Source organism: Rubrivivax soli, assembly GCF_049810355.1.
In the GTDB taxonomy this organism is placed as follows: Bacteria; Pseudomonadota; Gammaproteobacteria; order Burkholderiales; family Burkholderiaceae_C; genus Rubrivivax.
In genome coordinates, this window is record NZ_CP187368.1 from 2,980,104 (window position 1) to 3,004,431 (window position 24,328).

Here is a 24,328-nt window from a genome sequence, read left to right on the forward strand (position 1 = left end):
ACCGCATGAAGAACATCCTGCTGCTCGAAGACCTGCCCGAGATCCGGGTGTGGTTGCGCAAGCTGGTGCTGCAGGTGTTCCCGGCTGCGCAGATCTCCGAGAGCGCACGCGTGCACGATGCGCTGTCGCTGGTGTCGGCGGTGAAGTTCGACCTGGCGCTCATCGACCTGGGCCTGCCCGACGGCAGCGGCGTCGACGTGGTGACCAAGCTGCGCGACGTGCAGCCCGAGGCGCAGAGCGTGGTCGTCACGATCCACGACGACGACGAGCACCTGTTCCCGGCACTGCAGGCCGGTGCCTTCGGCTACATCCTGAAGGAGCAGCCGCGCGAGCTGATCACCGAGCAGCTGCAGCGCATCAGCCAGGGCGAGCCGCCGCTGTCGCCGAGCATCGCGCGCCGCGTGATGGCCTACTTCAGCGCCAAGGCCAAGCCGCAGGCCTCGACGCTGCCGCACGTGAGCCTGACCGAGCGCGAGAGCGAAGTGCTGCTGCGCGTGGCCAAGGGCTACACGCTGCCCGAGATCGGCGTGCAGCTGGGCCTGAGCCGGCACACCATCGCCGACTACGTGAAGCAGATCTACCGCAAGCTCAACGTGAGCTCGCGCGCCGAGGCCGCGCTCGAAGCGCAGCGCCTGGGCCTGTTCCGCTGAACGCCTGACGCATCCGCGCACCCGGGCGCGGCGACAATGCGGCCATGATCGGACGCATCACCGGCACGCTGGCGGAAAAGTCGCCCCCCCTGGTCCTCGTCGACGTGCACGGCGTCGGCTACGAGCTCGACGTGCCGATGAGCACGTTCTACAACCTGCCCGGCCTGGGCGAGACGGTGGTGCTGCTGACGCACTTCGTCGTGCGCGAGGACGCGCAGCAGCTGTTCGGCTTTCTCACCGCCGGCGAGCGCAGCACCTTCCGCCAGCTCGTGAAGATCAGCGGCATCGGCCCGCGCATGGCGCTGGCGCTGCTGTCGGGGCTGTCGGTGGCCGAGCTGTCACAGGCCGTCGCGGCGCAGGACACGGCGCGGCTGGTGAAGGTGCCCGGCATCGGCAAGAAGACCGCCGAGCGGCTGCTGCTCGAACTGAAGGGCAAGCTTGCACCCGACCTGGCGCTGCCGCAGGCGGCCAGCACCGAGGCCGGCAACGACATCGTGCAGGCGCTGATGGCGCTGGGCTACAACGAGCGCGAGGCCGCCGCGGCGCTGAAGGCGCTGCCCGCCGACGTGGGCGTCAGCGACGGCATCAAGCTGGCGCTGAAGGCACTGAACAAGTGACATGCGCCGGGCCCGCGGGCCCGGCAGCGGTCAGTGTCCCTTGTGTTGCCCCTGCTGCTGCTGCTGCGGCATGCCGCCCAGCGCCCGCACCGGCAGCTGCAGCTGCAGCGTCTCGCGCTTCTTGTCGGCGCCTTCCACCACCAGCGTCAGCGGCACCGTGTCGCCTGCCTTCAGCGGCTGCTTCAGGTCCATCAGCATCACGTGGTAGCCGCCGGGCTTGAGCTCCACGGTCTGGCCGGCCGGCAGGTCCAGGCCGTCGGTCAGCGCGCGCATCTGCATCGTGCTGCCGCTCATGCGCATCTCGTGGATCTCGACCACGCCGGCCACCGGCGAAGCCGCCGACACCAGCCGGCCGCCCTGGGCCGAGGTGATCTGCGCGAAGGCGCCAGTGGCCTTCTGCTGCGGCACGGTGCCGCGCACCCAGCCGTCCTTCACGGTGGTCTGGGCCTGGGCACCGAAGGCGGCCAGGGTCAGGGTCAGCAGCGAGAGCAGGTGTTTCATCGGGAGACCTTCTTCGGCCACGTCGGGCCAGGGGAGCAGGGTGGAACGGAGGTGGACGCCGCCGGCGCGGCGCAGTCACTGCAGGCAGCCGGTGGGCGCGTGTCGTGCGGCCCGCGCACCGGCGCAACGGCACCGGCACAGGCGGCTGGGCTCAGGCCAGCACGGGCGGGGCGCGCGGGCTCGCCAGCAGCCACGCGTGCAGCGTGCGCGGGCCGTGCAGGTTCAGCGGCGGCAGCAGCAGCGTGCAGGCGGGCGGCAGGTCGGCCCGTTGCCGCACCGGCGGCGGCGCCAGGTCGGCGAGCGCCGCGGTGCACCAGGGGCAGTGCTCCAGTTGCAGGGCGGCGCTGTCGGGCGCCGTCTCGCCGTCGCCCAGCGCCACCAGCTTCATGCCCTGCGGCGTGCAGACTTCCGTGAAGCCGCTGCCCGCGCCGCCGGCCGCGCGTGCCATCGCATGCGACAGCGTCGGCAGCAGCGCCATCGCGGCGAGCGCGGCGAGCGCGAGCCAGAGGGCAGGTCGGAGATGGCGGCGCAGCAGGTTCACGGCGGGCCGCAGTGTAGCCGCTCGTCATAATCGCTCCATGGCGATCCAGACCGACGACTTCGGCCCCGCAGCGAGCCTGCCCCGCGTGGTGAGTGCCGCCGCGACGTCGCCCAACGAGGAGGCCATCGAGCGCGCGTTGCGACCCAAGGGCCTGGCCGAGTACGTGGGCCAGGCAAAGGCACGCGAGCAGCTCGAGATCTTCATCGGCGCCGCCCGCGGCCGCGGGGAGGCGCTCGACCACGTGCTGCTGTTCGGCCCGCCGGGCCTGGGCAAGACGACGCTGAGCCACATCATCGCCAGCGAGCTGGGCGTGAACCTGCGCCAGACCAGCGGCCCGGTGCTGGAAAAGCCCAAGGACCTGGCCGCGATCCTGACGAACCTGGAGCGCAACGACGTGCTCTTCATCGACGAGATCCACCGGCTGAGCCCGGTCGTCGAGGAGATCCTGTACCCGGCGCTCGAGGACTACCAGATCGACATCATGATCGGCGAGGGCCCGGCCGCGCGCTCGATCAAGCTCGACCTGCAGCCGTTCACGCTGGTCGGCGCCACCACGCGCGCGGGCATGCTCACGAACCCGCTGCGCGACCGCTTCGGCATCGTCGCGCGGCTGGAGTTCTACAGCGCCGAGGAGCTCACGCGCATCGTCACGCGCTCGGCCGGGCTGCTGAACGTGCCGGTGGATGCCGCCGGTGCGCTGGAGATCGCACGCCGCAGCCGTGGCACGCCGCGCATCGCCAACCGGCTGCTGCGCCGCGTGCGCGACTACGCGCAGGTCAAGGCCGACGGCCGCATCAGCGCCGCGGTGGCCGACGCGGCGCTGAAGATGCTCGACGTCGACCCGCAGGGCTTCGACCTGATGGACCGCAAGCTGCTGGAGGCCGTGATCCACCGTTTCGACGGCGGCCCGGTGGGCCTGGACAACGTGGCCGCGGCCATCGGCGAGGAAAGCGGCACGATCGAGGACGTGATCGAGCCCTTCCTGATCCAGCAGGGCTACCTGCAACGCACGCCGCGCGGGCGCATCGCGACGATGGCCGCATGGCGGCATCTGGGCCTGGCGCCGCCGCCGCGCGCCGGGGCCGATCTTTTCGGCCACGCCGAGTAGGCGCTACAGCAGCGCGCAGGGGGCCGGACAGGGCCAGTCCGGAGGAGCGTGAGATCCGTCACGACCCGTCGGGCCCAATGCTTACCTTCGTTACCGATGTAGCCGGGCCGAAAGCCTCAAGTCCGTCGGCGGGTGGCCGAATACACGTTCGATGCGGCGAGTTTGTGCCGCCACCGAACCTGTCCGAGGTGTCCTGCCCATGCGACCCACACGTCCCTGCCGTCTTCAGCGCGGCTTCACGCTCATCGAACTGATGATCACGGTGGCCATCGTGGCCATCCTGGCCGCCGTGGCGCTGCCCGCCTACAACAGCTACATCCAGCGCTCGCGCGTGCCGGTGGCGCTGGACGCGCTGGCGTCCTTCGCCACGCGCATGGAACAGCGCTACCAGGACGTGGGCAACTACGGCACCGCCGCCTGCGCCGTCAGCGTGCCCACCGCCGCCAACTTCACCGTCACCTGCAGCATCACCGCCAGCGGCCAGGGCTTCACCGCCACCGCCACCGGCTCGGGCGCGATGGACGGCTACACGTACACGATCAACCAGGCCGGCACCCGCACCACCAGCGCCCACCCGAAGGGCGCCAACGCCGGCTGCTGGACGACCAAGGGCACGACATGCGACACCTGAGCCCGCACCGCGTCGGCCGCCATGGCCGACCCAGCAGCCGCGGCCTGACGCTGGTCGAACTGATGGTCGGCCTGGCCATCGGCGCCTTCCTGATGCTCACGGCGGCGCCCTACTTCACCGACTACATCGCCAACTCGAAGCTGCGCGAAGGCGGCAACCTGCTGTACGCCGAAGCCCTGCTGGCGCAGAGCGAGGCCGTCAAGCGCAACACCACGGTGCGGCTCACGACCGCCGGCAACACCGTCACGATCACCGACCGCACGGTGCCCGCCACGCCGGTGACGCTGCGCACGCGCACCTTCACCAACAACGTCAGCGCCGCCGCGGCCGACATCGACTTCGGCAGCGAAGGCCGGCCCGTGCCCTTCGGCACCGCGGGTTCGGTGAACCTGGCGATGGACGGCGTCACCTGCAGCGGCGAGTTCCGCTGCCCCGGCCTGCGCGTCGACGCCGGCGGCGCCGTGCGCCTGTGCGGCAATCACCTTTCGGGCTGCTGACCATGCCGCGACGCCACGCCTCTCCGCCCCGCGCCCGCGCCCGCAGCCGCGGCTTCGGGCTCATCGACGCGATGATCGCGCTGGCCATCCTGGCCTTCGGCCTGGTCGGCATGACACGGCTGCAGGCCCGTTCGCTGGCCCAGGCCACCGAGAGCCAGTCGCGCATGATCGCGGCGCAACTGGGCGACGAGCTGATCAGTTCGGCCCTGGTCGACACCGCCAACCGCAACTGCTACACGCTGCCGGCCGCCGGCACCTGCGCCAGCAGCACCGCCAGCGCCATCGCCAGCGACTGGAGCACGCGGCTGGGCACCAGCCTGCCCGATGGCGCCGCCACGTCCACCTACGACGCGAGCACGGGTCGTCTGCGTGTCGTCATCACGTGGACCGGCAAGGCCGCCGGCGAGACGCGCACCCTGGAGGCCACCACCGATGTGCGCTGAACTGCACCCGCACCGCCGAGCGGGGCCGCAAGGCCTGCGCCGGCGCCAGGCCGGCCTGTCGATCGTCGAGATCATGGTCGGCATGGTCGTGGCGCTGCTCGTGGCGCTGGCCGCCACGGGCGGTGCCGCCGTCTTCACGGCGTCGCAGCGCCAGGGCGTGGGCGCCGGCGGCATGGCCGTCAACGCCGCCACGGCCCTGGCCGCGATCAAGAGCGACGTGGCCAGCGCCGGCCTGGGCTTCTTCGGCGACTCGAAGTTCCTGTGCCACACGCTGAACCTGAGCGTGGACGCCACGGTGCAGATGGACGGCACCTCGTTCGCGCCCGCGCGCATCACGGCCGGCACCGGCAGCGACCAGCTCGACGTGCTCTTCGCGAGCAACGTGGACTCGGGCGCCAACGTGCTGCTGAAGGGCGCGACCACCGGCGACGAAGCGACGCTGATGTCGCTGCTGCCGGTGGCGGCCGGCCAGGCCGTGCTGCTGGCCCCGGCCAGCGCGGGCGGCACCTGCCTCGTGCGCAGCGTCACCGCCACCGCCGCGGCCACCGACGACGTGCCGCAGACGCTGACCTTCGACAACACCGGCGAGCACAACGCCGCCACGTTCACCAGCACCGCGAGCTTCGTCGAGAAGGACCGCGTGGCGCTGCTGGGCGGGCTGCAGTGGAGCCGCTACAGCGTCAGCGGCGGCAACCTCACGCTGGCACGCCCTCTGCTCGGCGACTCGGCCGTGCTGGTGCGCAACGTGATGGCCTTCCGCGCGCAGTACGGCGTCTCCAGCAGCGCCAGCAGCAGCACGCTGATGGGCTGGCAGGACGCCGTCGACGACACCTCCGGCGCCACCGGCGTCAACTGGAGCAGCGTGGCCGGCGCCAACGTCGAGCGCGTGCGCGCGCTGCGCATCGGCCTGGTCACGCGCAGCCCGCAGCGCGAGAAGGAAGACAAGGACGGCAACTGCGTCGCCAGCGAGAGCAAGCCCGTGCTCTTCGGCGAGACGGTCGAACCCGACGTGGCCGACTGGGCCTGCTACCGCTACCGCAGCGCGGTGGTGGTGGTGCCGCTGCGCAACCTGGTGTGGTGAGCACGATGAAATTCCTGCCGAAGATGCGTCGCGCCCAGCGCGGCGTCACGATGCTGGTGGTGCTGGTGCTGCTGTCGGTGATGCTGCTGGGCGGCATGGCGCTGGCGCGGCTGACCGAGATCGGCGTGCTCGCGACCGGCAACGCCGCCTACCAGGAAGCCGCGCTGCAGGCCAGCGAGGTCGGCGTCAACAACGCCTTCATCGCCGTGCAGGCGCTGACCGACGAGGACACCGCCATCAGCAGCTGGTATTCGCCCACCGCGCTGGCCAAGGACAGCAACGGCCTGCCCACGGGCGTCGACTGGAACGCCGCGCCGCAGACCACCGTGGGCCAGATGACCGTGCGCTACGTGGCCGAGCGCGCCTGCACCGTGACGCCGGTGACGCAGCCGCTGCGCGAGTGCCTGGTCAAGCAGGTGCCGAAGATGGGCAGCCGCGCCGTCGGGCCCGAGCCCCTGAACCCGCCCAATTCCAAGCAGTACCGCGTCACCGTGCGCGTGACCGGACCGAAGGGCACGCAGACCTTCGTGCAATCGCTCGTCACCCGGGGTTGAAGATGAAATCCGCACTGCAATTCGTGACGTCGATGGTCGCGCTGGGCGGCCTGCTCGGCTCGGTGGCCTCGCACGCCACCGACCTGGCCGAGCTGCCGCTGAAGGCCTCGGTGCTGGCCAAGCCCAACGTGATCTGGGGCATGGACGACTCGGGCTCGATGGACTGGGAGTTCCTGCTCAACACCCCCTCGGGCGTGGCCTACTGGGACGGCACGACGGCCTGGGACAGCGGCACGAATGCACCGCGCACGTCGTCGGGCTCGGCCGGCTACGCGCAGCTGTCGTACCTGTTCCCGATGGGCGTGAACATCGGCGGCCAGCTCTACACCACCGGCAGCAACAACGGCCGCGCCGCGCCGCCCATCGCGCAGCTGGCGTGGATGCGCTCGTGGCGCTTCAACCCGATCTACTACAACCCGGCCGTCACGTACAAGCCGTGGTCGCCCGCGTACGCGCACGGCGCCACGCGCACCTACGCCAACGCCAGCACCACCGCCGCACCCGGCCACCCGCAGATCGCCGCGCCCGACACGCCGCCGACGATCAACCTGACCACGGCCTGGGACAGCAGCGTCACCAACTTCGCCGACAACAACTACGCCTTCCGCGTCTACGGCGGCATGACGCTGCCGGTGGGCACCAGCGTGGTCGCCTCGTCCACCAGCTCGGGCGTGTGCGACGGCAGCACGCGGCGCACGCTGACCGCGGTCACGACCGTGGCCGCCGGCGAGAGCTGCATCGCGCGCATTCCGTACTTCCCGGCCACCTACTGGCACCCGACCGTCTGCCCGTCGACCGACAAGACCTGCGTGCCGGCGCCCGACTGCACCGTGAGCACCGCGCCCGACTCGGCCTGCGTCGCCTCGCCCGACGGCACCGGCAAGCTGCGCCGCTACGAGATCAAGGCGGCCGTCACCAGCTATCCCACCGGCCGCACCTACGCCGCCGAGCTGCAGAACTTCGCCAACTGGTTCACCTACCACCGCAAGCGCAAGCTGATGCTGGCGGGTTCGATGGGCGCGGTGCTCGAGAACATCACCGGCCTGCGCATGGACGTGGTGCCCTTCAACAGCCTGGGCACGGTCACGATGGACGATGCCGACAGCACCGACATCACGCAGAACCGCTTCGCCGTGGCCGGCCGCTTCTACACCAACGCGATGGTGGGCGTCGGCACGCCCACGCTGGCGACGCTCAAGCACATCGGCACGCAGGTCGACACCGACGCGAACGTCGTCAAGTACGCCTGCCAGAAGAACAACGCCTTCATCGTGACCGACGGCTTCGCCAACGACAAGGGCGTCTCGGCACCGGCCTACACGGCCTCGAAGTACGGCGGCGACACCGCGCCCTACCAGACCACGGAAGACGGCACCCTGGCGGCGCTGGCGCTGGCCTACTACAACAACCGCCTGCGCGCGACGACCAGTCCGCTGCCCGCGGGGCTGGTGCCCACGAGCAGCGCCACCGACGCCTGGGCCGACAAGAACCCCGACCTGCACCTGAACGTGTACGCCATCTCGCTGGGCCTGTCGGGCTCGCTGTGGAGCAAGGGTGCCAACGCCTGGACCTCGCCGCCGACCTGGACGACGCCGGTCAACGACAGCATCTCGATGCTCGACGACCTCTGGCACGCCACCGTGAACGGCCGCGGCCGCATGTACCTGGCGACCTCGCCGACCGAGACCTTCCAGAGCATCACCGACGGCCTGAACGAGATCCTCAACGACACCAACGCGCAGAGCAGCGTGGCCGTGAGCACGGTGAACCTGCAGTCGGGCGACGGCCTGGCCTACATGGCCAGCTACAACGCCGCCGGCTGGTCGGGCAACGTCACGGCCAACCCGATCGACACGTCCACCGCCATCATCAGCGACACGCCCACCTGGGACGCCGGCGCGCTGCTGCTGGCCCGCGACCCCACCACGCGCGTGATCGCCTCGTACAACGGCACCGCCGGCGTGGCCTTCACCGAAGCCGCGGTCGGCAGCCTCGTCAACCCGAGCAGCACCTGGGGCACGACCGCCGACGTGATGAGCTACCTGCGTGGCAACCGCACGCTGGAGGGCACGACCTTCCGCAGCCGCACCAGCCTGCTGGGCGCCGTCATCAACGCCGAGCCCGTGATCAGCCGCGACGAGAAGGTGCTGTACGTGGCATCGGGCGAAGGCATGCTGCACGCCTTCGAGGCCGACAAGACCAGCGCCGACAAGGGCAAGGAGCTGTGGGCCTTCGTTCCGCGCGCGGCGCTCGGCGACATCGGCCAGACCACGGCCCGCAGCTACGCCTTCAAGACGCAGCTCGACGGCACGCCCGTGGTCGGCAAGGTCAGCACCGGCGGCACCAAGCTGCTGGTGGGGGGCATGGGCGCGGCCGGCCGTGCCTACTACGCGCTGGACGTCACCGCCCCGCGCAGCAACACCGAAGCCAATGCCTCGACCTGGGTCAAGTGGCAGTTCCCGCAGCCCACCGACACCACCAACGGCCCCAAGGTCGGCCAGACCGTGGGCAAGCCGGTGATCGTGCGGCTGGCCAGCGGCGACTACCGCGTGCTCGTGACCTCGGGCTACAACAGCACGGCCGACGGCAAGGGCCGCCTGTTCGTGCTCGACCCGGCCGACGGCACGTTGCTCAAGGAGTTCACCACCGCCGACGGCTCGCTGACCGGCGAAGCCGGCCTGACGCACGTGTCGGCCTACGCCGAGGACGACGGCAGCACGCGCTACGTCTACGGCGGCGACCTGCTGGGCAACCTGTGGCGCTTCGACCTCGACGCCGCCTCGGGCAGCGCACCGCACAAGGTGGCCGTGCTGACCAACAGCAGCGGCGTGGCCCAGCCGGTGACGGCGGCGCCCGAGCTGGTGTCGATCGGCACCCAGCGCGTGGTGCTGGTGGGCACCGGCAAGCTGCTGGACGTGACCGACTGGGGCACCAACGCCACCAACACCTTCTACGCCATCGCCGACGGCGCCACGCTGGCCACGCCGCGCAGCACCCTGGTGCAGCAGACCTACGTGCGCGCCACCGACACGCTGACCGCCAGCGCGGTCGACTGGGGCACCCAGCGCGGCTGGTTCATCGACCTGCCGACCAAGGAACATGCCAACACGCGCCCGGCCATCGCCTACGGCGGTGTCGCCTTCGTGACCAACATCGCCGGCGCCAACGACTGCTCGGCCAGCTCCTACCTCTACGTCATCGACGTCGAGAAGGGCGACAAGGTCGCCGGGGCGACGTCGGTGTCGGAAGTGCTGTTCGACAAGGCCAACTCCACCGGCATCACCGCCGTGGTCACGGCCACCGGCGACCTGCGCGGCATGGTGCGCAGCTACGACGGCGAGCGCAAGCAGCCGGCGCTGCCGGGCAAGGACATCATCAACCCGAGCAAGAACTCGTGGCGCGAGGTGCGGCAGCGCTGAGCCCAACCACCGCCGCCGGCAGCACCGGCGGCCTGCGACACACGATGACGGCAGCGCTCAGGCGCTGCCGTCGTCGCTTTCGGCGTCGAGATGCCGCGTGTCGTTCCAGCCCACCAGCACCAGGCCTTCGGGGCTGTGCAGCAGGCGGTTGATGCTGGCATTGCCGAGCTGCCAGCTGCGCGGCGCGTCGAGCGCAATGCGCGTGGCCGCGCGGTACAGGCAGTCGAGCACGCCGCCGTGCGCCACCAGCGCGATGGCCTGCCCGGGGTGGCCGGCCGCCAGCCGCAGCGTGGCGGCCACCACGCGGTCGTAGAACTGCAGCAGCGACTCGCCGCCGCCGGGCGCGAACGCCGGGTCGCGCTGGCGCCAGCGGCGTGCGTCGTCGGGCCAGCGCTGCTCGATCTCGAGAAAGCTCGCGCCCTCGAAGGCGCCGAAATGGCGCTCGCGCAGCGCGCGGTCGTGCACCACCGGCAGGCCCGCGGCCTGGGCCAGCGGCGCCGCGGTGGCCGCGGCGCGCTGCAGGTCGCTGCTGTACACGGCCGCCAGGTCCTCGTGCGCCAGCGCCAGCGCCATGCGGGCCGCCTGGCGCTGCCCGGTGGCGTTCAGCGGGATGTCGGTGTGGCCCTGGATGCGTTGCGCGGCGTTCCAGTCGGTTTCGCCGTGCCGGATCAGCAGCAGCCGCGTCGCCTCGGACATTCAGACGGCCAGCCGGCGGTTCAACGTGTAGGTGCCCGAGAACGTGGCTTCGGCCAGCACCCGCCCGGCGAGCGCCTGGCGCACCTGCGGGCCGGTGAAGGCACCGTCGACCGGCAGGCGGCCCACCGCGACGGCGTAGAGCGTGAACACGTAATGGTGCACGAGCGAGTCGTTGAAGGGCGGGAACGGGCCGTCGTAGCCGAAGTACTGGCCGGCGCGCTCGGGGTCGCCCGCGAACCAGCCGGTGTAGTCGTTCAGGCCCTGGCGCGCGCCGCCGGGCAGCGCCGGCCCGGGCTTGCCGCGCGGCGTGAAGCCGCGGCTGAACTCGCCTTCGGCGATGACGGTCGGGCGCGGCGGCAGGTCGACCAGGACCCAGTGGAAGAAGTCCACGCGCGGCAGGTCGGCCGGCACCTCGCGCCCGGGCTGGTTGACGTCGTCGGCCTGGCTGGGCACGTCGAAGTCGTGGCAGATCAGCACCATCGACTGCGCCTCGGCCGGCACGTCGCTCCAGGCCAGGTGCGGGTTCAGGTTGTCGCTGAACGCCACGCCGCCGCCGTCCGCCAGGCGCCCGGCGCAGTAGCGCGCGGGGATGCGGTCGCCGTTGGTCCAGCTGTCGCTCCAGAGCTTCATCTCCAGGTCCTCGTCGTCATCGTCGTGGTGAGATGGGGGTCAGACGCCCCACACGATCGGCTGCTGCGCGTCGTGGGCGCGGCGCAGCATCTCGACCATGGGCCAGACGCGCTGGCGCAGGCCGACCTGCGCGGCCGGGTCGTCGCCGGGCTCGGTGGCGGGCGCGCCGGCGCCGGCAGCCGGGGCGGCTTCGGCTGCGGCCACCGCCGCCTGCAGGGCCGCCACGGCGGCCGGCATGTCCTGCACCTCGATGATGCCGGTGGCCGCCGGCGTGCGGCCGAGCAGGCGCAGCAACGCGTCGCCCTGGGGCCCCAGCATGATCAGGTCGCCGGTGGCCTTGCTCTTGAACTTGTAGATCATGCGCGCAGCATAGCGCGCGACGGGCCGGGGTGGCGCGGCCTTCAGCGCACCAGCCGGATGTGCGGCCGCTGCGGCGCCGGCAGGCGCGGCGGCGGCAGGAAGCGTTCGAAGCTCATCGCGTCGATGGCGGGCGAGAACAGGAAGCCCTGGAACTCGGCGCAGCCGGCGGCCTGCAGGAACTGGCGCTGCGGCTCGGTCTCGACGCCTTCGGCGATGACCTGCATGCCCAGTGCGCGGGCCATCTGCAGGATGGCGCTGACGATGCCGACGTCGCTGTCGTCGTCGGGCAGGCCCTTGACGAAGCTGCGGTCGATCTTCAGCTTGCCGATCGGGAAGCGCTTCAGGTACGCCAGGCTCGAGTAGCCGGTGCCGAAGTCGTCGATCGACAGCCGCACGCCCAGGCGCGCCAGCGCATGCAGGCGCTGCAGGGCCTCGTCGGCGTCGCGCACCAGGATCGACTCGGTCAGCTCCAGCTCCAGCAGCCGCGGCGGCAGGTCGGTCACGGCCAGCGCGCGCGCGACGCTGTCGACGAACTGCGCCTGCTGGAACTGCAGCGCCGAGACGTTGACCGCGATCGGCATCTCGCGCCCGCTCTCGCGCCACAGCGCCGCCTGGCGCACGGCCTGGGCCAGCACCCATTCGCCGATGTTGACGATGAAGCCCGTGTCCTCGGCCACCGGGATGAACTGCGCCGGGCTCACCTCGCCCAGCTCGGGGTCGCGCCAGCGGATCAACGCCTCGGCGCCGACCAGCGCGCCGTCGCTCAGCCGCACCTGCGGCTGGTAGTGCAGCCGCAGGCGGTTGCTCACCAGGGCCTGGCGCATCGCGTGGTCGAGCCGCATGTGCGTGCGCATGTCGGCTTCGACGCGGTTGTGGTGGAAGCGGTAGCTGCTGCGGCCGCCGGCCTTCACGGCACGCACCGCGGCTTCGGCGTGGCGCAGCAGGTCGTCGACGTTCTGGCCGTGCTGCGGGCACAGCGCCACGCCGATGCTGCAGGTCAGGGTGAACTGCGCGCTGTCGATGCTGCAGGTCTGCGCCACCACGTTGAGCACGCGGCGCGCGGTGGCTTCGGCAGCACCGGCGTCGGCGGCGTGCACCAGCACCGCGAACTGGTCGCCGCCCACGCGCGCGAGCACGTCGTTGGCGCGCATGCAGCCCTGGATGCGCTGCGCCACCTCCAGCAGCACGCGGTCGCCAACCTCGTGGCCCAGGCTGTCGTTGATCTGGCGGAAGCGGTCCAGATCCACCATCAGCAGCGCGAAGCCGGGGCCGTCACGGCGCCAGCGCTGGGCCGCGGCGGCCACCCGGTCGGCGAGCTGGCGGCGGTTGGGCAGGCCGGTCAGCGTGTCGGTGACGGCCAGTTCCTCGATGCGTTCCTCGGCGGCGATGCGCTCGGTGAGGTCGCGGAACGAGTACACGCGCCCGGCGGGGCGGCCACGCACCCACAGCGGCCGCGTCACGCGTTCGAGCACCTGCCCGCCGTGCAGCGCGATGCGCTCGGTGGTCGACAGCAGCGTGGCGTGCTGCACCGCGTGCAGGCGGCGTTCGTAGGCCTCGGGCTCGAGCACGCTCTGCCGCATCCAGGCATGCACGGCGGGGTCGTTGCGCTGGTCGAGCAGGTCGTCGGGCACCGACCAGATCTGCGCGAAGCGGCGGTTGAAGGCGCGCACGCGGCCGGCGAGGTCGGTGACCAGGATGCCGTCGGCGGTCGACTCCAGCGTGGCCTGCAGCTCGGCCAGCAGCTCCTCGCGGGCGTCCTCGGCCTGCTGCTGCTGGCTGCGGTCGATCAGCGACACGACGCAGTGCGTGGGCCTGCCGCTGCCGGCGCCGCCCCTGGCGGCCGTCGGCAGGGCCATCGGCACGATGGAGCGTTCGACATGCACCGTGCGGCCCGACGCGGTGCAGACCACGGTGTCCGACAGCAGCCGCTCGGCGCGGCCGGCGGCAGCGTCGTCCCAGTAGGCCATGTCCTCGGGCGTGGCCACCAGCAGGTCGGCCCGCTGGCCCAGCAGCGCCTCGGCCGGCTGGCCCAGCAGCGCGAGCGCCGGGCGGTTGACGGCCACCAGCGCGCGCGTGTCCAGCTCGGCCACCCAGGCGGCCTGCGGCAGGGCCTCGATCAGCGCGGCCCAGGCATCGACGGCAGTGGCGCGTGCGCGCGTCAAGCAAAGACCTCGTTCCTCGCCTGCCGCGCCTCCACGGGCGCGGCTTCGAAGAAGTACGCCACGCGCGGGCGCGGCGACAGCGCCTCGAGCGCCTCGCGCGGCAGCTTGTTCGGCGCCAGGCTGCGGCGGATACCCAGGTCGGGCGTGGTCTCCAGGTTCAGGAACAGGGCGTCCTCGCGCGACGACTTCGGATCGTGCACGAGCACGCGCGGCTTCAGCGGCCGCGACGAGTTCACGCTCGTCACCATCGCGTAGCGGTCGTCGGTGAGCTGCACCACCGAGCCCGCCGGGTACACGCCCATCATGCGGATGAAGGCGTTCAGCACCGTCGCGTCGAACTTGCTGCGCGACTGCGCGAACAGCATCGACAGCGCCTCGTGCGGCGTCAGCGCGCGCGCGATCTGCGGCGGGTTGCACAGGTTGTCGTAGCGGTTCACCAGCGCGACGATGCGCGCCGCGGTGGAGAGCCGGTCGATGCCCAGCTTCAGCGGGAAGCCGGTGCCGTCGGCCTGCTCGTGGTGCTGCGCCAGCACCAGCAGCGCGCCGGCGCTCAGGCCCATGCGCTTGCCCTGGGTGACGCCGGTGGCGACGTGCTCGCGGTAGGCGTTGACCTCGGCGCTGCTGAAGGCCTCGTCGGCGTGGCGCAGGCGGTCGGGCATCTGGATCTTGCCCACGTCGTGCATCAGCGCACCGACGCCCAGGTCCATCATCTCGTCGCGGCTCATGCCGAAGGTGCGGCCCATCAGCAGCGCGATCACGGCCACGTTGAGCGCGTGCGCGGTGGCGCGGTCGCCGGCGCCGTTGGTCAGCAGCCGGATGCACATCTCGCCGTCGACCAGCATCTTGTCGAGCAGCGCGCCGGTGAGCGCCTCGGTCTCCTCGCGGGCCCGCACCGGCTGCGCGATCACGGCGTCGGTGGCCTCGCGCCAGGCGCGACCGGCTTCGCCGTACTGGCGTTCGCACAGCTGCGTGGCGGTGCGCTGCTCGGCCAGCTGCTCGCGGCGCAGGCGTGCCGCCGCCTGCTCCAGGGTCTCGTGCTCGGCAGCGGCGGGCACGGCCGCCGGCGTGCTGCCCGGCGCGGACGGTTCGTCGGCCAGCTCGCTCTTCTCCGGCACCCAGCGCAACTGCTTCAGGCCGAGGCCGCGGATGGTGGCGATCTGGTCGGCCGAGACGATGCGGAAGCTCGACAGCGGGAACGGGTGTGCCATCCATCCGAGGTCCAGATGGACGTACATGCCGACACGCAGGTCCTGGACGGCAATGGTTTGGGACATCTCGGCTTCCTGGAACGATGGACAAGGCCGGCCACGCGCTGCGGCCCACCTCTGGCATTTCGGCCGCACCGCGCCACAACTTGAGTGCCAGCACGGCCCCGGACGGGCGTGCGGCGCTTGCGGACGGCCGGTGGCCGCCCTAGAATGTTCACTAATCGCACTTGTGTTCTTACTGCGAACTTTCTAACCCTGCCTCTGCCGTGATCGACAAACAGCTGCCCAGCCCCGAAGCCGCGCTGGCCGACGTGCGCGACGGCGCCACCGTGATGGTCGGCGGCTTCGGCCCGGCCGGCCAGCCGGCGGTGCTGATCGACGCCCTCATCGCCCAGGGCGCGCGCGACCTCACCATCGTCAACAACAACGCCGGCAACGGCACCACCGGCCTGGCCGCGCTGCTGCAGGCCGGGCGCGTGCGCAAGATCGTCTGCTCGTTCCCGCGCCAGGCCGACTCGCAGGTGTTCGACGCGCTGTACCGCGCCGGCAAGATCGAGCTCGAACTGGTGCCGCAGGGCAACCTGGCCGAACGCATCCGCGCCGCCGGCGCCGGCATCGGCGGCTTCTACACGCCCACCGGCTACGGCACGCCGCTGGCCGAGGGCAAGGAGACGCGGGTCATCGACGGCCGCGGCTACGTGCTGGAAAGCCCGCTGCACGCCGACGTGGCGCTGATCCACGCCGAGCGCGCCGACCGCTGGGGCAACCTCGTCTACCGCAAGACCGCGCGCAACTTCGGCCCGCTGATGGCGATGGCCGCCCGCTGCACCATCGCCTCGGTGCGCGAGGTGGTGCCGCTGGGCGCGCTCGACCCCGAGGCCGTGGTCACCCCCGGCCTGTTCGTGCAACGCATCGTGAAGATCTGAGCATGCAGCGACTCACACGCGACCAGATGGCGGCCCGCGTCGCCCGCGACATCCCCGAGGGCGCGGTGGTGAACCTCGGCATCGGCCTGCCCACGCTGGTGGCCAACCACCTGCCGGCCGACCGCGAGGTGCTGCTGCACAGCGAGAACGGCCTGCTCGGCATGGGCCCGGCGCCCGCCCCGGGCGCCGAGGACCCCGAGCTCATCAACGCCGGCAAGCAGCCGGTGACGCTGCTGGCCGGCGGCGCGTTCTTCCACAGCGCCGACAGCTTCGCGATGATGCGCGGCGGCCACCTCGACGTCTGCGTGCTCGGCGCCTTCCAGGTCAGCGCCGCGGGCGACCTGGCCAACTGGCACACCGGCGCGCCCGATGCCATTCCCGCCGTCGGCGGTGCGATGGACCTGGCCATCGGCGCGAAGAAGACCTTCGTGATGATGGAGCACACCACCAAGGCGGGCGAGAGCAAGATCGTGCCCGCCTGCACCTACCCGCTCACCGCCCCCGGCTGCGTCAGCCGTGTCTACACTGACCTGGCCGTGCTCGACATCACGCCCGCCGGTGTGCGCCTGGTCGAGGCCTTCAACGGCCTGACGCGCGCCGACGTGCAGGCCGTGACCGCCGTGCCCCTGATCGACTGAACCACCACCTTGCCCCCGCCATGACCCAAGCCTTCATCTGCGACGCGCAACGCACCCCCTTCGGCCGCTACGGCGGCGCACTGTCGTCGGTGCGCACCGACGACCTGGCGGCACTGCCGATCCGCGCGCTGATGGCGCGCAATGCGCGCGTGGACTGGGAGCAGGTGGCCGACGTGCTCTACGGCTGCGCCAACCAGGCCGGCGAGGACAACCGCAACGTCGCGCGCATGGCGGCGCTGCTGGCCGGCCTGCCGCTGGGCGTGCCCGGCGCCACGGTGAACCGCCTGTGCGGCAGCGGCCTCGACGCCGTCGGCAGCGCCGCGCGCGCCATCAAGGCCGGCGAGGCGCAGCTGATGATCGCCGGCGGCGTCGAAAGCATGAGCCGCGCGCCCTTCGTGATGCCCAAGGCCACCTCGGCCTTCAGCCGCGACAACGCGGTCTACGACACCACCATCGGCTGGCGCTTCGTCAACAAGCTGATGAAGGAGCTGTACGGCGTCGACTCCATGCCCGAGACGGCCGAGAACGTGGCCACCGACTGGAAGATCGAGCGCGAGGCCCAGGACCGCATGGCGCTGGCCAGCCAGCAGAAGGCCGTGGCGGCACAGCAGGCCGGCTTCTTCGACGCCGAGATCTGCCCGGTGACGCTGCCGCAGAAGAAGGGCGAGGCCGTGGTCGTGGCGCAGGACGAGCACCCGCGCGCCACCAGCCTGGAGGCGCTGGCCAGGCTCAAGCCCATCGTGCGCCCCGACGGCACGGTGACCGCCGGCAACGCCAGCGGCGTGAACGACGGTGCCTGCGCGCTGCTGATCGCCAGCGAAGCCGCCGCCGCCCGCAACGGCCTGACGCCGCGCGCCCGCATCGTGGCCATGGCCACCGCCGGCGTGGCGCCGCGCGTGATGGGCATCGGCCCCGCGCCGGCCACGCGCCGCGTGCTGGAGCTCACCGGGCTGCGCCTGGAGCAGATCGACGTCATCGAGCTGAACGAGGCCTTCGCCGCGCAGGGCCTGGCGGTGCTGCGCGACCTGGGCCTGCAGGACGACGACCCGCGCGTGAACCCCAACGGCGGCGCCATCGCGCTGGGCCATCCGCTGGGCGCCAGCGGCGCGCGGCTGGCCACCACGGCGGTGAACCAGCTGCACCGCATGAACGGCGGCCGCGGCGGGCGCTACGCGCTGTGCACGATGTGCATCGGTGTCGGCCAGGGGATTGCCGTGGTGCTGGAACGGGTCTGACACTCGCGGCCACCGGCGCGGGTGGCATCATTCCCGGCGCTTCGGTTCCGTTGATGGACCAGTCCGGGGAGACGACATGCCGACGAAGGTCGCCGCGAAGAAGACAGCACCGGCCAAGAAGGCCGCGCCGAAGAAGACCGACGCCGACTACCGCTACACCGGCACCTTCAACCAGAAGGTGTTCATGGAGGCCTTCCACCGCGCCTTCAAGAAGCGCGGCATGGGTGCCAACGTGCAGAACGACGTGCTCGCGCTGCTGGGCATGATGGAGCGCGACACCGAGATCCAGGACATCCGCTGGATGGCCTACATGCTGGCCACGGTGCTGAAGGAAACCACCCACCCGGAAGCGGCGCAGGTGCGCGTGCTCGACAAGAAGGGCAAGCCGGTGCTCGACAAGAACGGCCAGCCGCAGACCCGCACCGTCAAGAACTGGGTCGTGACGATGGCGCCGGTGGCCGAGGTCGGCTTCGGCAAGGGCCGCCAGTACCACGAGCCGGTGAAGGTGTTCAAGCTGGAAGACGGCACGGCGCGCATCACCGAGCAGGACGGCGACCAGTTCCTCATTGCCGCCTCGGGCACCTTCAAGCCGGTGAAGAAGGGCGCGACCATGGGCACCACCGACGGCGGCGATGCCGTGAAGGCCTACAACGACGACCCCGGCACGCCGCTGGCCTACTACGGCCGCGGCTACGTGCAGCTGACCTGGTGGAGCAACTACGCCAAGGCCGGCAACGCCATCGGCCTGGGCCTGGACCTGCTGTTCGACCCCGAACTGGTGAAGCAGCCCGAGACCGCCTACAAGATCATGTCGCACGGCATGCGCACCGGGTTCGGCTTCGCCAACGGCCGCACGTTCTCGAAGTACTTCAGCGGCGGCCGCGCCAACTACGTCGGCGCGCGCGCGATGGTCAACGGCAGCGACGCGGCGCAGGAGATCGCCACCATGGCCAAGGCCTTCGAGGCGGCGCTGTTCGAGGCCCGCAACACGCTGCCGATCACCGAGGCGATCGAGCAGCGCAAGGAAGAGGCCGCGGCGCAGCCGCCGCTGAAGGTGGAGCCGCCCAAGTGACGCGCCGTGCTGCCGCTCGTGCCTTCGCCGCCGCCGCGCTGCTGGCGGCCACCGCCGCGGGCGCCGTCTGGGCCGACAGCGGCAACAGCACCGGCCGCCTGGGCATGCACGGCACCTGGGACGTGGTGCGCGTGGCCGTCGATCCCGCCGACCAGCCGCGCTGGACCTGGCGCCCCGACGACCCGCAGTTGCTGGGCCGCGAACTCGTGATCGCCACCGACGCGCTGCAATGGGACGTCGACGGCGCCCGCTGCAACCAGCCGCAATGGAACCGGCAGCCCGGCACCTGGCCCGCGTTGCTGGCGGCCAGCTTCCCGCGCCCGCCGGCCCCGGGGCGCGCTGCTGCGCCGACGCCGGCGCAGATGGGCCTGGACGCCCGTGTCGACGGCGCCGGCCCGATCTCGGTGCAGCGCCCGCGCTGCACGCCCGACGCCGACGGCCGCATCGCCGCCCCCTGGGACGCCGCCTGGCTGGTGCAGACCGCGGCCGACCGCCTGCTGCTGCGCCACGGCCAGGCGCTGCTGCACCTGGCGCGCCGCGTGCCCGGCGCGCCGCCGCGGCCCAGCTTCGCCTGCAGCGCCGCGCGGACGCCCGGCGAGCAGGCGCTGTGCGCCGACGTGGCGCTGGCGGCCTGGGACCGCAGCGTGGCGCAGGCCTGGCGCGAGGCCCGCACGCGCCGCGCCGACGAGCTGCCGCGCCTGCAGGCCGAGCAGCGCGCCTGGCTGGCCGAGCGCGAGCGCTGCGGCGCCGACGCCGCCTGCCTGCGCGAGCGCATGCAGGAACGCGTGCTGGCATTGGTGCAGGAGTAGCCCCCGCGCTCAGCCCCCGCGCCGCTGCCGCCACGCCGTGGGCGTGCAGCCGGTCTGGCGCTGGAAGAAGCGCGTGAAGTAGGCGGCGTCGCCGAAGCCCAGGTCGATCGCGATCTGCTTCACGCTCATCGCGGTGTAGGCCAGGTCGCGCTGCGCTTCCAGCACCAGCCGGGCGTGCAGCACGCCCAAGGCACTGCGCCCCAGCACCTGCCGGCACACCCGGTTCAGCTGCGTCGGCGTGATGCCCAGCGGCGCCGCCAGCGCGGCCAGCGCCGGCTGCTGCCGGTACTGCGCCTCCACCAGCGCACGGAAGCGCCGCACGTGCGCCAGCGCACGCTCGGGCACCGCGTGTGCGGCCTCGCGGGCCTGCGGCAGCGTGCGCGCGGCGGCCACCAGCAGGCGCAGCAGGCCGGCGTCGAGCGCCGCGGCGCGGTGGGCGGCGTCGGCCTGCAGCTCGTCGCGCAGCGCGCGCGCCGCCGCGGCCACCGCCTGCGCCTGGCCGCCCGCGCGCTGCAGCGCCCAGCCACGCAGCGCCAGCAGCGCCGCCGCCAGGCCGGGGGCCGTGGCCAGCAGGCCCTGCAGGTGCCGTTCCTGCACCGTGAACACCAGGCCCTGCACCTCGGGGGCGAAGCGGAAGCCGTGCGCCGCCAGCGCCGGCACCGTCACCAGGGCCGGCCCGGTCAGCGCCTGCACCCTGCCGTCCAGCGTGGCCTCGGCCGTGCCGCGCTGCAGCCACAGCAGCTGCACCAGGTGCTCGTGGCGGTGCGGGCGGATCTCCCAGCCGTGCAGCCGGCTGCGCGCAGCGATCGACTCGCAGTGCAGCGCGTCCACCGCCGCTGCCGCGCCGGGCAGGCCGGGCGCGCCTTCGCCGTACAGCGCGTAGGCAGGCAGGGCGGGTGGCGGGCGCGCGGGCATGTTCGGATTGTCCAGGCGCTGGCTGCATCCGTCCATTGAGCGCGCGGGCGCGGACGCCTACGCTTTGACATCACTCAAGAACGCGGAGACCTCCCATGCGCACCCAGGTTGCCATCGTCGGCGCCGGCCCCTCGGGGCTGCTGCTCGGCGCACTGCTGCACAAGGCCGGCATCGACCACGTCATCGTCGAGCAGCGCAGCCCCGACTACGTGCTCGGCCGCATCCGCGCCGGCGTGCTGGAGCAGGTGGCGGTGGACCTGCTCGACGAAGCCGGCGTCGGCGCGCGGCTGCACGCCGAAGGCCTGCCGCACGACGGCTTCGACCTGTGCTTCGCCGGCCGCCGCCACCGCATCGACCTGCACGCGCTCACCGGCAGGCGGGTGGTGGTGTACGGCCAGACCGAGGTCACGCGCGACCTGATGGACCACCGCGCGGCGGTCGGCCGCACCACCGTCTACGACGCCGACAACGTGGCCGTCGGCGGCTTCGACACCGCACGGCCGTTCGTCACCTTCCGCCAGAACGGCGTCGAACAGCGGCTGGAGGCCGACTTCATCGCCGGCTGCGACGGCTTCCACGGCGTGTGCCGCGCCAGCGTGCCGGGCTCGGCGATCCAGACGTTCGAAAAGGTCTACCCCTTCGGCTGGCTGGGCGTGCTGGCCGACGTGCCGCCGGTGAGCCACGAGCTGATCTACGGCAACAGCGACCGCGGCTTCATGCTCGCCAGCATGCGCAGCAAGACCCGCAGCCGCTACTACGTGCAGTGCCGGCTGGACGAGCAGGTCGAGGCCTGGTCCGACGACGCCTTCTGGGACGAGCTGAAGCGACGCCTGCCCGCCGCCGACGCCGAGCGGCTGGTGACGGGCCCGTCGATCGAGAAGAGCATCGCGCCGCTGCGCAGCTTCGTCACCGAGCCGATGCGCTTCGGCCGCCTGTTCCTGGCCGGCGACGCCGCGCACATCGTGCCGCCCACCGGCGCCAAGGGCCTGAACCTGGCCGCCAGCGACGTGGCGCTGCTGGCGCGCGGCCTCATCCAGCACTACGGCGGCAGCGACGAAGGCATCGACCGCTACTCCGAACGCGCGCTGTCGCGGGTGTGGAAGGCCGAACGCTTCAGCTGGTGGTTCACGTCGCTGATGCACCAGTTCCCCGAGACCGGCGGCTTCGGCGCCAAGATGCAGCTGGCCGAGCTCGACTACCTGTGCGGCTCGGTCGCGGCGCAGACGGTGATGGCCGAGAACTACGTGGGGTTGCCCATCCCCGGGTGAGCGGGGCGCATCGGGCATCCCCGCTGGCGGTGCGGGGGCGCGGGCGGCAGCATCGGGTGCAGCCGACAGGCCGGAAACGGCGCCAGATCGGTACAAGCCCTATGCATCAAAGTGCAGAACATGAACGATGATGCATCTTCTCACCCGCACGGCAACGCTTGTCGTGTCGCTGTCCACAGGAGACCCCGCCCCATGTCCCAGCCCACCACTTCCCGCCGCACCCTCGGACTGACCGTGGCCGCCGCCGCCTGCGGCCTGCTGCTGGCCGGCGCCGCCCAGGCGCAGCAGGCGCCGCTGAAGGTGGGCTTCATGCTGCCGGCCACCGGCACCTTCGCGGCACTGGGCGACTTCATCGAGAAGGGCTTCAAGCTGCACGTGCAGGAACAGGGCGGCAAGCTCGGCGGGCGCGAGATCCAGTACTTCAAGGTCGACGACGAGAGCGACCCCAGCAAGGCCACCGACAACGTCAACAAGCTGATCAAGCGCGACCAGGTCGACGTCATCGTCGGCACCGTGCACAGCGGCGTGGCGCTGGCGATGGCGCGTGCCGCGCGCGAGAGCAACACACTGCTGATCGTGCCGAACGCGGGCGCCGACGCCATCACCGGCGCGCAGTGCGCGAAGAACATCTTCCGCAGCAGCTTCAGCAACTGGCAGCCGGGCTACGCCGCCGGCGTGGTGGCCGCGGGCAAGGGCTACAAGCGCGCGATGACCATCACCTGGAACTACGCCGCCGGCCAGGAGACGGTGAAGGGCTTCACCGAGGCCTTCGAGAAGGGCGGCGGCAAGGTCGCCAAGGAACTGACGCTGCCGTTCCCGAACGTGGAGTTCCAGGCGCTGCTGACCGAGATCGCGGCGCAGAAGCCCGACGTGGTGTTCGCGTTCTTCGCCGGCGGCGGCGCGGTCAAGTTCGTCAAGGACTACGACGCCGCGGGCCTGAAGAAGACGGTGCCGCTGGTGGCCTCGGGCTTCCTGACCGACGGCACGCTGGAAGCGCAGGGCGCCAGCGCCCAGGGCATCCTGAGCACGCTGCACTACGCCGACAACATCGACACGCCGCGCAACAACGCCTTCCGCAAGAGCTTCGCGCTGACCTACAAGGCCAACGCCGACGTCTACGCGGTGCAGGGCTACGACGCGGCGCAGATGCTGGCCGCCGGCCTGAACGCCGTGAAGGGCGACTTCAGCAAGCGCGACGCCATGCTCGAGGCGATGAACAAGGCCGTCATCGACAGCCCGCGCGGCAAGTTCAGCCTGAGCCCGCAGCGCAACCCGGTCCAGGACATCTTCCTGCGCGAGGCCAAGGGCACGAACAACGAACTGCGCGGCGTGGCCGTGAAGGCGCTGGCCGATCCGGGGCGCGGCTGCAGAGGCTGAATTCGGCCCCCCCCGAACGCGCTGCGCGCGTCCCCCCCAGGGGGGCACCGCTGGTGACCCGGCAGAGCCGGGGCACGGCGGTTGCTTGATGCCCCTGCTGCCCAACCTGTTGCGCCGATGGATCTCGCCACCTTTCTCGTCCAGTGCCTGAACGCGGTGCAGTACGGCCTGCTGCTGTTCCTGGTGGCGTCGGGGCTGACGCTCATCTTCGGCATCATGGGCGTCATCAACCTGGCGCACGGCAGCTTCTACATGGCCGGGGCCTACCTGGCGTTCGGCATCGCGCCGCTGTTCGGGCAGCAGTTCCTGCTGATGCTGGTGGTGGGCGTGCTGCTGTCGGCGCTGTTCGGCTACCTGCTCGAATGGCTGTTCTTCAGCTACCTGTACCAGCGTGAACACCTGCAGCAGGTGCTGATGACGTATGCGCTGATCCTGGTGTTCGAGGAAGTGCGCAGCATCCTGGTCGGCAACGACGTGCACGGCGTGAAGGCGCCCGACTGGCTGGCCGGCAGCATCCCGCTGGGCGAGCTGATGACTTACCCGGTGTACCGGCTGTTCGCCAGCGCCGCCTGCATCGTGGTGGGCATCGCGCTGTACCTGGTGGTCAACAGGACGCGGCTGGGCATGATGATCCGCGCCGGCGCCAGCAACCGCGACATGGTGCGCGGCCTGGGCATCGACATCACGCGGCTGTACCGCATCGTCTTCGCCGGCGGTGTGGCGCTGGCGGCGCTGGCCGGCATGATCGCAGCCCCCATGAGCAGCGTGTACCCGGGCATGGGCGGCCACGTGCTGATCATCAGCTTCGTCGTCGTGGTCATCGGCGGCATCGGCTCGATCAGCGGCGCGCTGGTGGCCTCGCTGCTGGTGGGCTTCGTCGACACCTTCGGCAAGGTGTTCTTCGCCGAGCTCTCGGGCATCGGCGTGTACCTGCTGATGGCCATCGTGCTGGTGTGGCGGCCCGAGGGCCTGATGAAGCGGGGCTACTGA

General features: G+C 71.7%; 25 protein-coding genes. 17 read left to right on the plus strand and 8 right to left on the minus strand.

Annotated features, from left to right (window positions below; translation table 11 throughout):
* Positions 1 to 5 precede the first annotated feature (5 nt).
* Together embR and ruvA are read left to right on the plus strand one after the other, a co-directional pair.
* Positions 6 to 650 (plus strand): response regulator transcription factor EmbR, encoded by a 645-nt coding sequence (embR, locus tag ACPOLB_RS13495; protein WP_425256514.1) that lies wholly within the window; start codon positions 6 to 8, stop codon positions 648 to 650.
* A gap of 44 nt (positions 651 to 694) precedes the next feature.
* Positions 695 to 1,267: a Holliday junction branch migration protein RuvA gene (gene ruvA / locus ACPOLB_RS13500; RefSeq protein ID WP_425256515.1), complete on the plus strand. Its 573-nt coding sequence runs from the start codon at positions 695 to 697 to the stop codon at positions 1,265 to 1,267.
* Positions 1,268 to 1,297: 30 nt separating this feature from the next.
* Here the strand turns inward: ruvA and ACPOLB_RS13505 are convergent, their stop codons facing one another.
* Both ACPOLB_RS13505 and ACPOLB_RS13510 read right to left on the minus strand, forming a co-directional pair.
* Entirely contained in the window at positions 1,298 to 1,768 is a 471-nt protein-coding gene (locus tag ACPOLB_RS13505) for a copper chaperone PCu(A)C (protein ID WP_425256516.1), read from the minus strand.
* Positions 1,769 to 1,919: 151 nt separating this feature from the next.
* Complete coding sequence (locus tag ACPOLB_RS13510; RefSeq protein WP_425256517.1) at positions 1,920 to 2,309, minus strand: DUF2946 family protein; 390 nt, start codon at positions 2,307 to 2,309, stop codon at positions 1,920 to 1,922.
* Positions 2,310 to 2,346: 37 nt separating this feature from the next.
* On the opposite strand from ACPOLB_RS13510, the gene ruvB reads away from it, so the two are divergent.
* From ruvB to ACPOLB_RS13545, 7 genes are all read left to right on the plus strand, one after another.
* Entirely contained in the window at positions 2,347 to 3,417 is a 1,071-nt protein-coding gene (ruvB, locus tag ACPOLB_RS13515) for a Holliday junction branch migration DNA helicase RuvB (RefSeq protein WP_425256518.1), read from the plus strand.
* A 199-nt stretch (positions 3,418 to 3,616) separates the two neighbouring features.
* The gene (locus ACPOLB_RS13520) at positions 3,617 to 4,048 is read left to right on the plus strand and encodes a type IV pilin protein (protein ID WP_425256519.1); all 432 of its coding nucleotides are present in this window, start codon (positions 3,617 to 3,619) and stop codon (positions 4,046 to 4,048) included.
* Positions 4,036 to 4,545: a GspH/FimT family pseudopilin gene (locus tag ACPOLB_RS13525; RefSeq protein ID WP_425256520.1), complete on the plus strand. Its 510-nt coding sequence runs from the start codon at positions 4,036 to 4,038 to the stop codon at positions 4,543 to 4,545. The genes ACPOLB_RS13520 and ACPOLB_RS13525 overlap by 13 nt, the downstream gene beginning before the upstream one ends.
* A 2-nt stretch (positions 4,546 to 4,547) precedes the next feature.
* Positions 4,548 to 4,988, plus strand: coding sequence for a type IV pilus modification PilV family protein (locus tag ACPOLB_RS13530; protein WP_425256521.1), 441 nt, complete (start codon positions 4,548 to 4,550; stop codon positions 4,986 to 4,988).
* On the plus strand, positions 4,978 to 6,069 hold the full coding sequence (locus tag ACPOLB_RS13535; RefSeq protein WP_425256522.1) for a PilW family protein: 1,092 nt from the start codon (positions 4,978 to 4,980) through the stop codon (positions 6,067 to 6,069). Before ACPOLB_RS13530 ends, ACPOLB_RS13535 begins: the two co-directional genes overlap by 11 nt.
* Before the next feature lie 5 nt (positions 6,070 to 6,074).
* The gene (locus ACPOLB_RS13540) at positions 6,075 to 6,623 is read left to right on the plus strand and encodes a hypothetical protein (protein ID WP_425256523.1); all 549 of its coding nucleotides are present in this window, start codon (positions 6,075 to 6,077) and stop codon (positions 6,621 to 6,623) included.
* Between the two features lie 2 nt (positions 6,624 to 6,625).
* Complete coding sequence (locus ACPOLB_RS13545) at positions 6,626 to 10,042, plus strand: pilus assembly protein (protein WP_425256524.1); 3,417 nt, start codon at positions 6,626 to 6,628, stop codon at positions 10,040 to 10,042.
* A 57-nt stretch (positions 10,043 to 10,099) separates the two neighbouring features.
* On the opposite strand, the gene ACPOLB_RS13550 is transcribed toward ACPOLB_RS13545, so the two are convergent.
* From ACPOLB_RS13550 to ACPOLB_RS13570, 5 genes are read right to left on the minus strand one after another with little or no spacing between them, the layout of a single operon-like run.
* On the minus strand, positions 10,100 to 10,738 hold the full coding sequence (locus ACPOLB_RS13550) for a histidine phosphatase family protein (protein WP_425256525.1): 639 nt from the start codon (positions 10,736 to 10,738) through the stop codon (positions 10,100 to 10,102).
* Entirely contained in the window at positions 10,739 to 11,368 is a 630-nt protein-coding gene (locus tag ACPOLB_RS13555; RefSeq protein WP_425256526.1) for a YbhB/YbcL family Raf kinase inhibitor-like protein, read from the minus strand.
* Between the two features lie 39 nt (positions 11,369 to 11,407).
* Complete coding sequence (locus ACPOLB_RS13560) at positions 11,408 to 11,728, minus strand: DUF1840 domain-containing protein (RefSeq protein WP_425256527.1); 321 nt, start codon at positions 11,726 to 11,728, stop codon at positions 11,408 to 11,410.
* Positions 11,729 to 11,769: 41 nt separating this feature from the next.
* Positions 11,770 to 13,890 (minus strand): putative bifunctional diguanylate cyclase/phosphodiesterase, encoded by a 2,121-nt coding sequence (locus tag ACPOLB_RS13565; protein WP_425256528.1) that lies wholly within the window; start codon positions 13,888 to 13,890, stop codon positions 11,770 to 11,772.
* Positions 13,887 to 15,164, minus strand: coding sequence for an HD-GYP domain-containing protein (locus tag ACPOLB_RS13570; protein WP_425256529.1), 1,278 nt, complete (start codon positions 15,162 to 15,164; stop codon positions 13,887 to 13,889). The genes ACPOLB_RS13565 and ACPOLB_RS13570 overlap by 4 nt, the downstream gene beginning before the upstream one ends.
* 200 nt (positions 15,165 to 15,364) lie before the next feature.
* Between ACPOLB_RS13570 and ACPOLB_RS13575 the strand changes: the two genes are divergently transcribed.
* From ACPOLB_RS13575 to ACPOLB_RS13595, 5 genes are all read left to right on the plus strand, one after another.
* Positions 15,365 to 16,024 (plus strand): 3-oxoacid CoA-transferase subunit A, encoded by a 660-nt coding sequence (locus ACPOLB_RS13575; protein ID WP_425256530.1) that lies wholly within the window; start codon positions 15,365 to 15,367, stop codon positions 16,022 to 16,024.
* A 2-nt stretch (positions 16,025 to 16,026) separates the two neighbouring features.
* Entirely contained in the window at positions 16,027 to 16,662 is a 636-nt protein-coding gene (locus ACPOLB_RS13580; RefSeq protein WP_425256531.1) for a 3-oxoacid CoA-transferase subunit B, read from the plus strand.
* 20 nt (positions 16,663 to 16,682) lie between these two features.
* Positions 16,683 to 17,897, plus strand: coding sequence for a 3-oxoadipyl-CoA thiolase (gene pcaF, locus ACPOLB_RS13585; protein ID WP_425256532.1), 1,215 nt, complete (start codon positions 16,683 to 16,685; stop codon positions 17,895 to 17,897).
* Between the two features lie 76 nt (positions 17,898 to 17,973).
* Positions 17,974 to 18,969 carry a glycoside hydrolase family 19 protein gene (locus tag ACPOLB_RS13590; protein ID WP_425256533.1) on the plus strand — a complete coding sequence of 332 codons (996 nt, stop codon included), beginning with the start codon at positions 17,974 to 17,976 and terminating at the stop codon, positions 18,967 to 18,969.
* A complete protein-coding gene (locus tag ACPOLB_RS13595; protein WP_425256534.1) occupies positions 18,966 to 19,778 on the plus strand; it encodes a lysozyme inhibitor LprI family protein in 813 nt (270 codons plus the stop codon). Before ACPOLB_RS13590 ends, ACPOLB_RS13595 begins: the two co-directional genes overlap by 4 nt.
* Before the next feature lie 9 nt (positions 19,779 to 19,787).
* On the opposite strand, the gene ACPOLB_RS13600 is transcribed toward ACPOLB_RS13595, so the two are convergent.
* Entirely contained in the window at positions 19,788 to 20,693 is a 906-nt protein-coding gene (locus ACPOLB_RS13600) for a helix-turn-helix domain-containing protein (RefSeq protein ID WP_425256535.1), read from the minus strand.
* 95 nt (positions 20,694 to 20,788) lie between these two features.
* Here ACPOLB_RS13600 and pobA point away from each other — a divergent pair, with 95 nt between their 5' ends.
* The 3 genes from pobA to ACPOLB_RS13615 all read left to right on the plus strand — a co-directional run bounded on the left by pobA (position 20,789) and on the right by ACPOLB_RS13615 (position 24,328).
* Positions 20,789 to 21,961 carry a 4-hydroxybenzoate 3-monooxygenase gene (gene pobA, locus ACPOLB_RS13605; protein ID WP_425256536.1) on the plus strand — a complete coding sequence of 391 codons (1,173 nt, stop codon included), beginning with the start codon at positions 20,789 to 20,791 and terminating at the stop codon, positions 21,959 to 21,961.
* A gap of 192 nt (positions 21,962 to 22,153) precedes the next feature.
* The gene (locus ACPOLB_RS13610; protein ID WP_425256537.1) at positions 22,154 to 23,338 is read left to right on the plus strand and encodes an ABC transporter substrate-binding protein; all 1,185 of its coding nucleotides are present in this window, start codon (positions 22,154 to 22,156) and stop codon (positions 23,336 to 23,338) included.
* 117 nt (positions 23,339 to 23,455) lie between these two features.
* Positions 23,456 to 24,328 carry a branched-chain amino acid ABC transporter permease gene (locus tag ACPOLB_RS13615; RefSeq protein WP_425256538.1) on the plus strand — a complete coding sequence of 291 codons (873 nt, stop codon included), beginning with the start codon at positions 23,456 to 23,458 and terminating at the stop codon, positions 24,326 to 24,328.

Coding starts and splice junctions, on each gene's coding strand:
- embR (WP_425256514.1), top strand. CDS start 6: ATGAAGAACATCCTGCTGCTCGAAGACCTGCCCGAGATCCGGGTGTGG.
- ruvA (WP_425256515.1), top strand. CDS start 695: ATGATCGGACGCATCACCGGCACGCTGGCGGAAAAGTCGCCCCCCCTG.
- ACPOLB_RS13505 (WP_425256516.1), bottom strand. CDS start 1,768: ATGAAACACCTGCTCTCGCTGCTGACCCTGACCCTGGCCGCCTTCGGT.
- ruvB (WP_425256518.1), top strand. CDS start 2,347: ATGGCGATCCAGACCGACGACTTCGGCCCCGCAGCGAGCCTGCCCCGC.
- ACPOLB_RS13520 (WP_425256519.1), top strand. CDS start 3,617: ATGCGACCCACACGTCCCTGCCGTCTTCAGCGCGGCTTCACGCTCATC.
- ACPOLB_RS13525 (WP_425256520.1), top strand. CDS start 4,036: ATGCGACACCTGAGCCCGCACCGCGTCGGCCGCCATGGCCGACCCAGC.
- ACPOLB_RS13530 (WP_425256521.1), top strand. CDS start 4,548: ATGCCGCGACGCCACGCCTCTCCGCCCCGCGCCCGCGCCCGCAGCCGC.
- ACPOLB_RS13535 (WP_425256522.1), top strand. CDS start 4,978: ATGTGCGCTGAACTGCACCCGCACCGCCGAGCGGGGCCGCAAGGCCTG.
- ACPOLB_RS13540 (WP_425256523.1), top strand. CDS start 6,075: ATGAAATTCCTGCCGAAGATGCGTCGCGCCCAGCGCGGCGTCACGATG.
- ACPOLB_RS13545 (WP_425256524.1), top strand. CDS start 6,626: ATGAAATCCGCACTGCAATTCGTGACGTCGATGGTCGCGCTGGGCGGC.
- ACPOLB_RS13550 (WP_425256525.1), bottom strand. CDS start 10,738: ATGTCCGAGGCGACGCGGCTGCTGCTGATCCGGCACGGCGAAACCGAC.
- ACPOLB_RS13555 (WP_425256526.1), bottom strand. CDS start 11,368: ATGAAGCTCTGGAGCGACAGCTGGACCAACGGCGACCGCATCCCCGCG.
- ACPOLB_RS13560 (WP_425256527.1), bottom strand. CDS start 11,728: ATGATCTACAAGTTCAAGAGCAAGGCCACCGGCGACCTGATCATGCTG.
- ACPOLB_RS13570 (WP_425256529.1), bottom strand. CDS start 15,164: ATGTCCCAAACCATTGCCGTCCAGGACCTGCGTGTCGGCATGTACGTC.
- ACPOLB_RS13580 (WP_425256531.1), top strand. CDS start 16,027: ATGCAGCGACTCACACGCGACCAGATGGCGGCCCGCGTCGCCCGCGAC.
- pcaF (WP_425256532.1), top strand. CDS start 16,683: ATGACCCAAGCCTTCATCTGCGACGCGCAACGCACCCCCTTCGGCCGC.
- ACPOLB_RS13590 (WP_425256533.1), top strand. CDS start 17,974: ATGCCGACGAAGGTCGCCGCGAAGAAGACAGCACCGGCCAAGAAGGCC.
- ACPOLB_RS13600 (WP_425256535.1), bottom strand. CDS start 20,693: ATGCCCGCGCGCCCGCCACCCGCCCTGCCTGCCTACGCGCTGTACGGC.
- pobA (WP_425256536.1), top strand. CDS start 20,789: ATGCGCACCCAGGTTGCCATCGTCGGCGCCGGCCCCTCGGGGCTGCTG.
- ACPOLB_RS13610 (WP_425256537.1), top strand. CDS start 22,154: ATGTCCCAGCCCACCACTTCCCGCCGCACCCTCGGACTGACCGTGGCC.
- ACPOLB_RS13615 (WP_425256538.1), top strand. CDS start 23,456: ATGGATCTCGCCACCTTTCTCGTCCAGTGCCTGAACGCGGTGCAGTAC.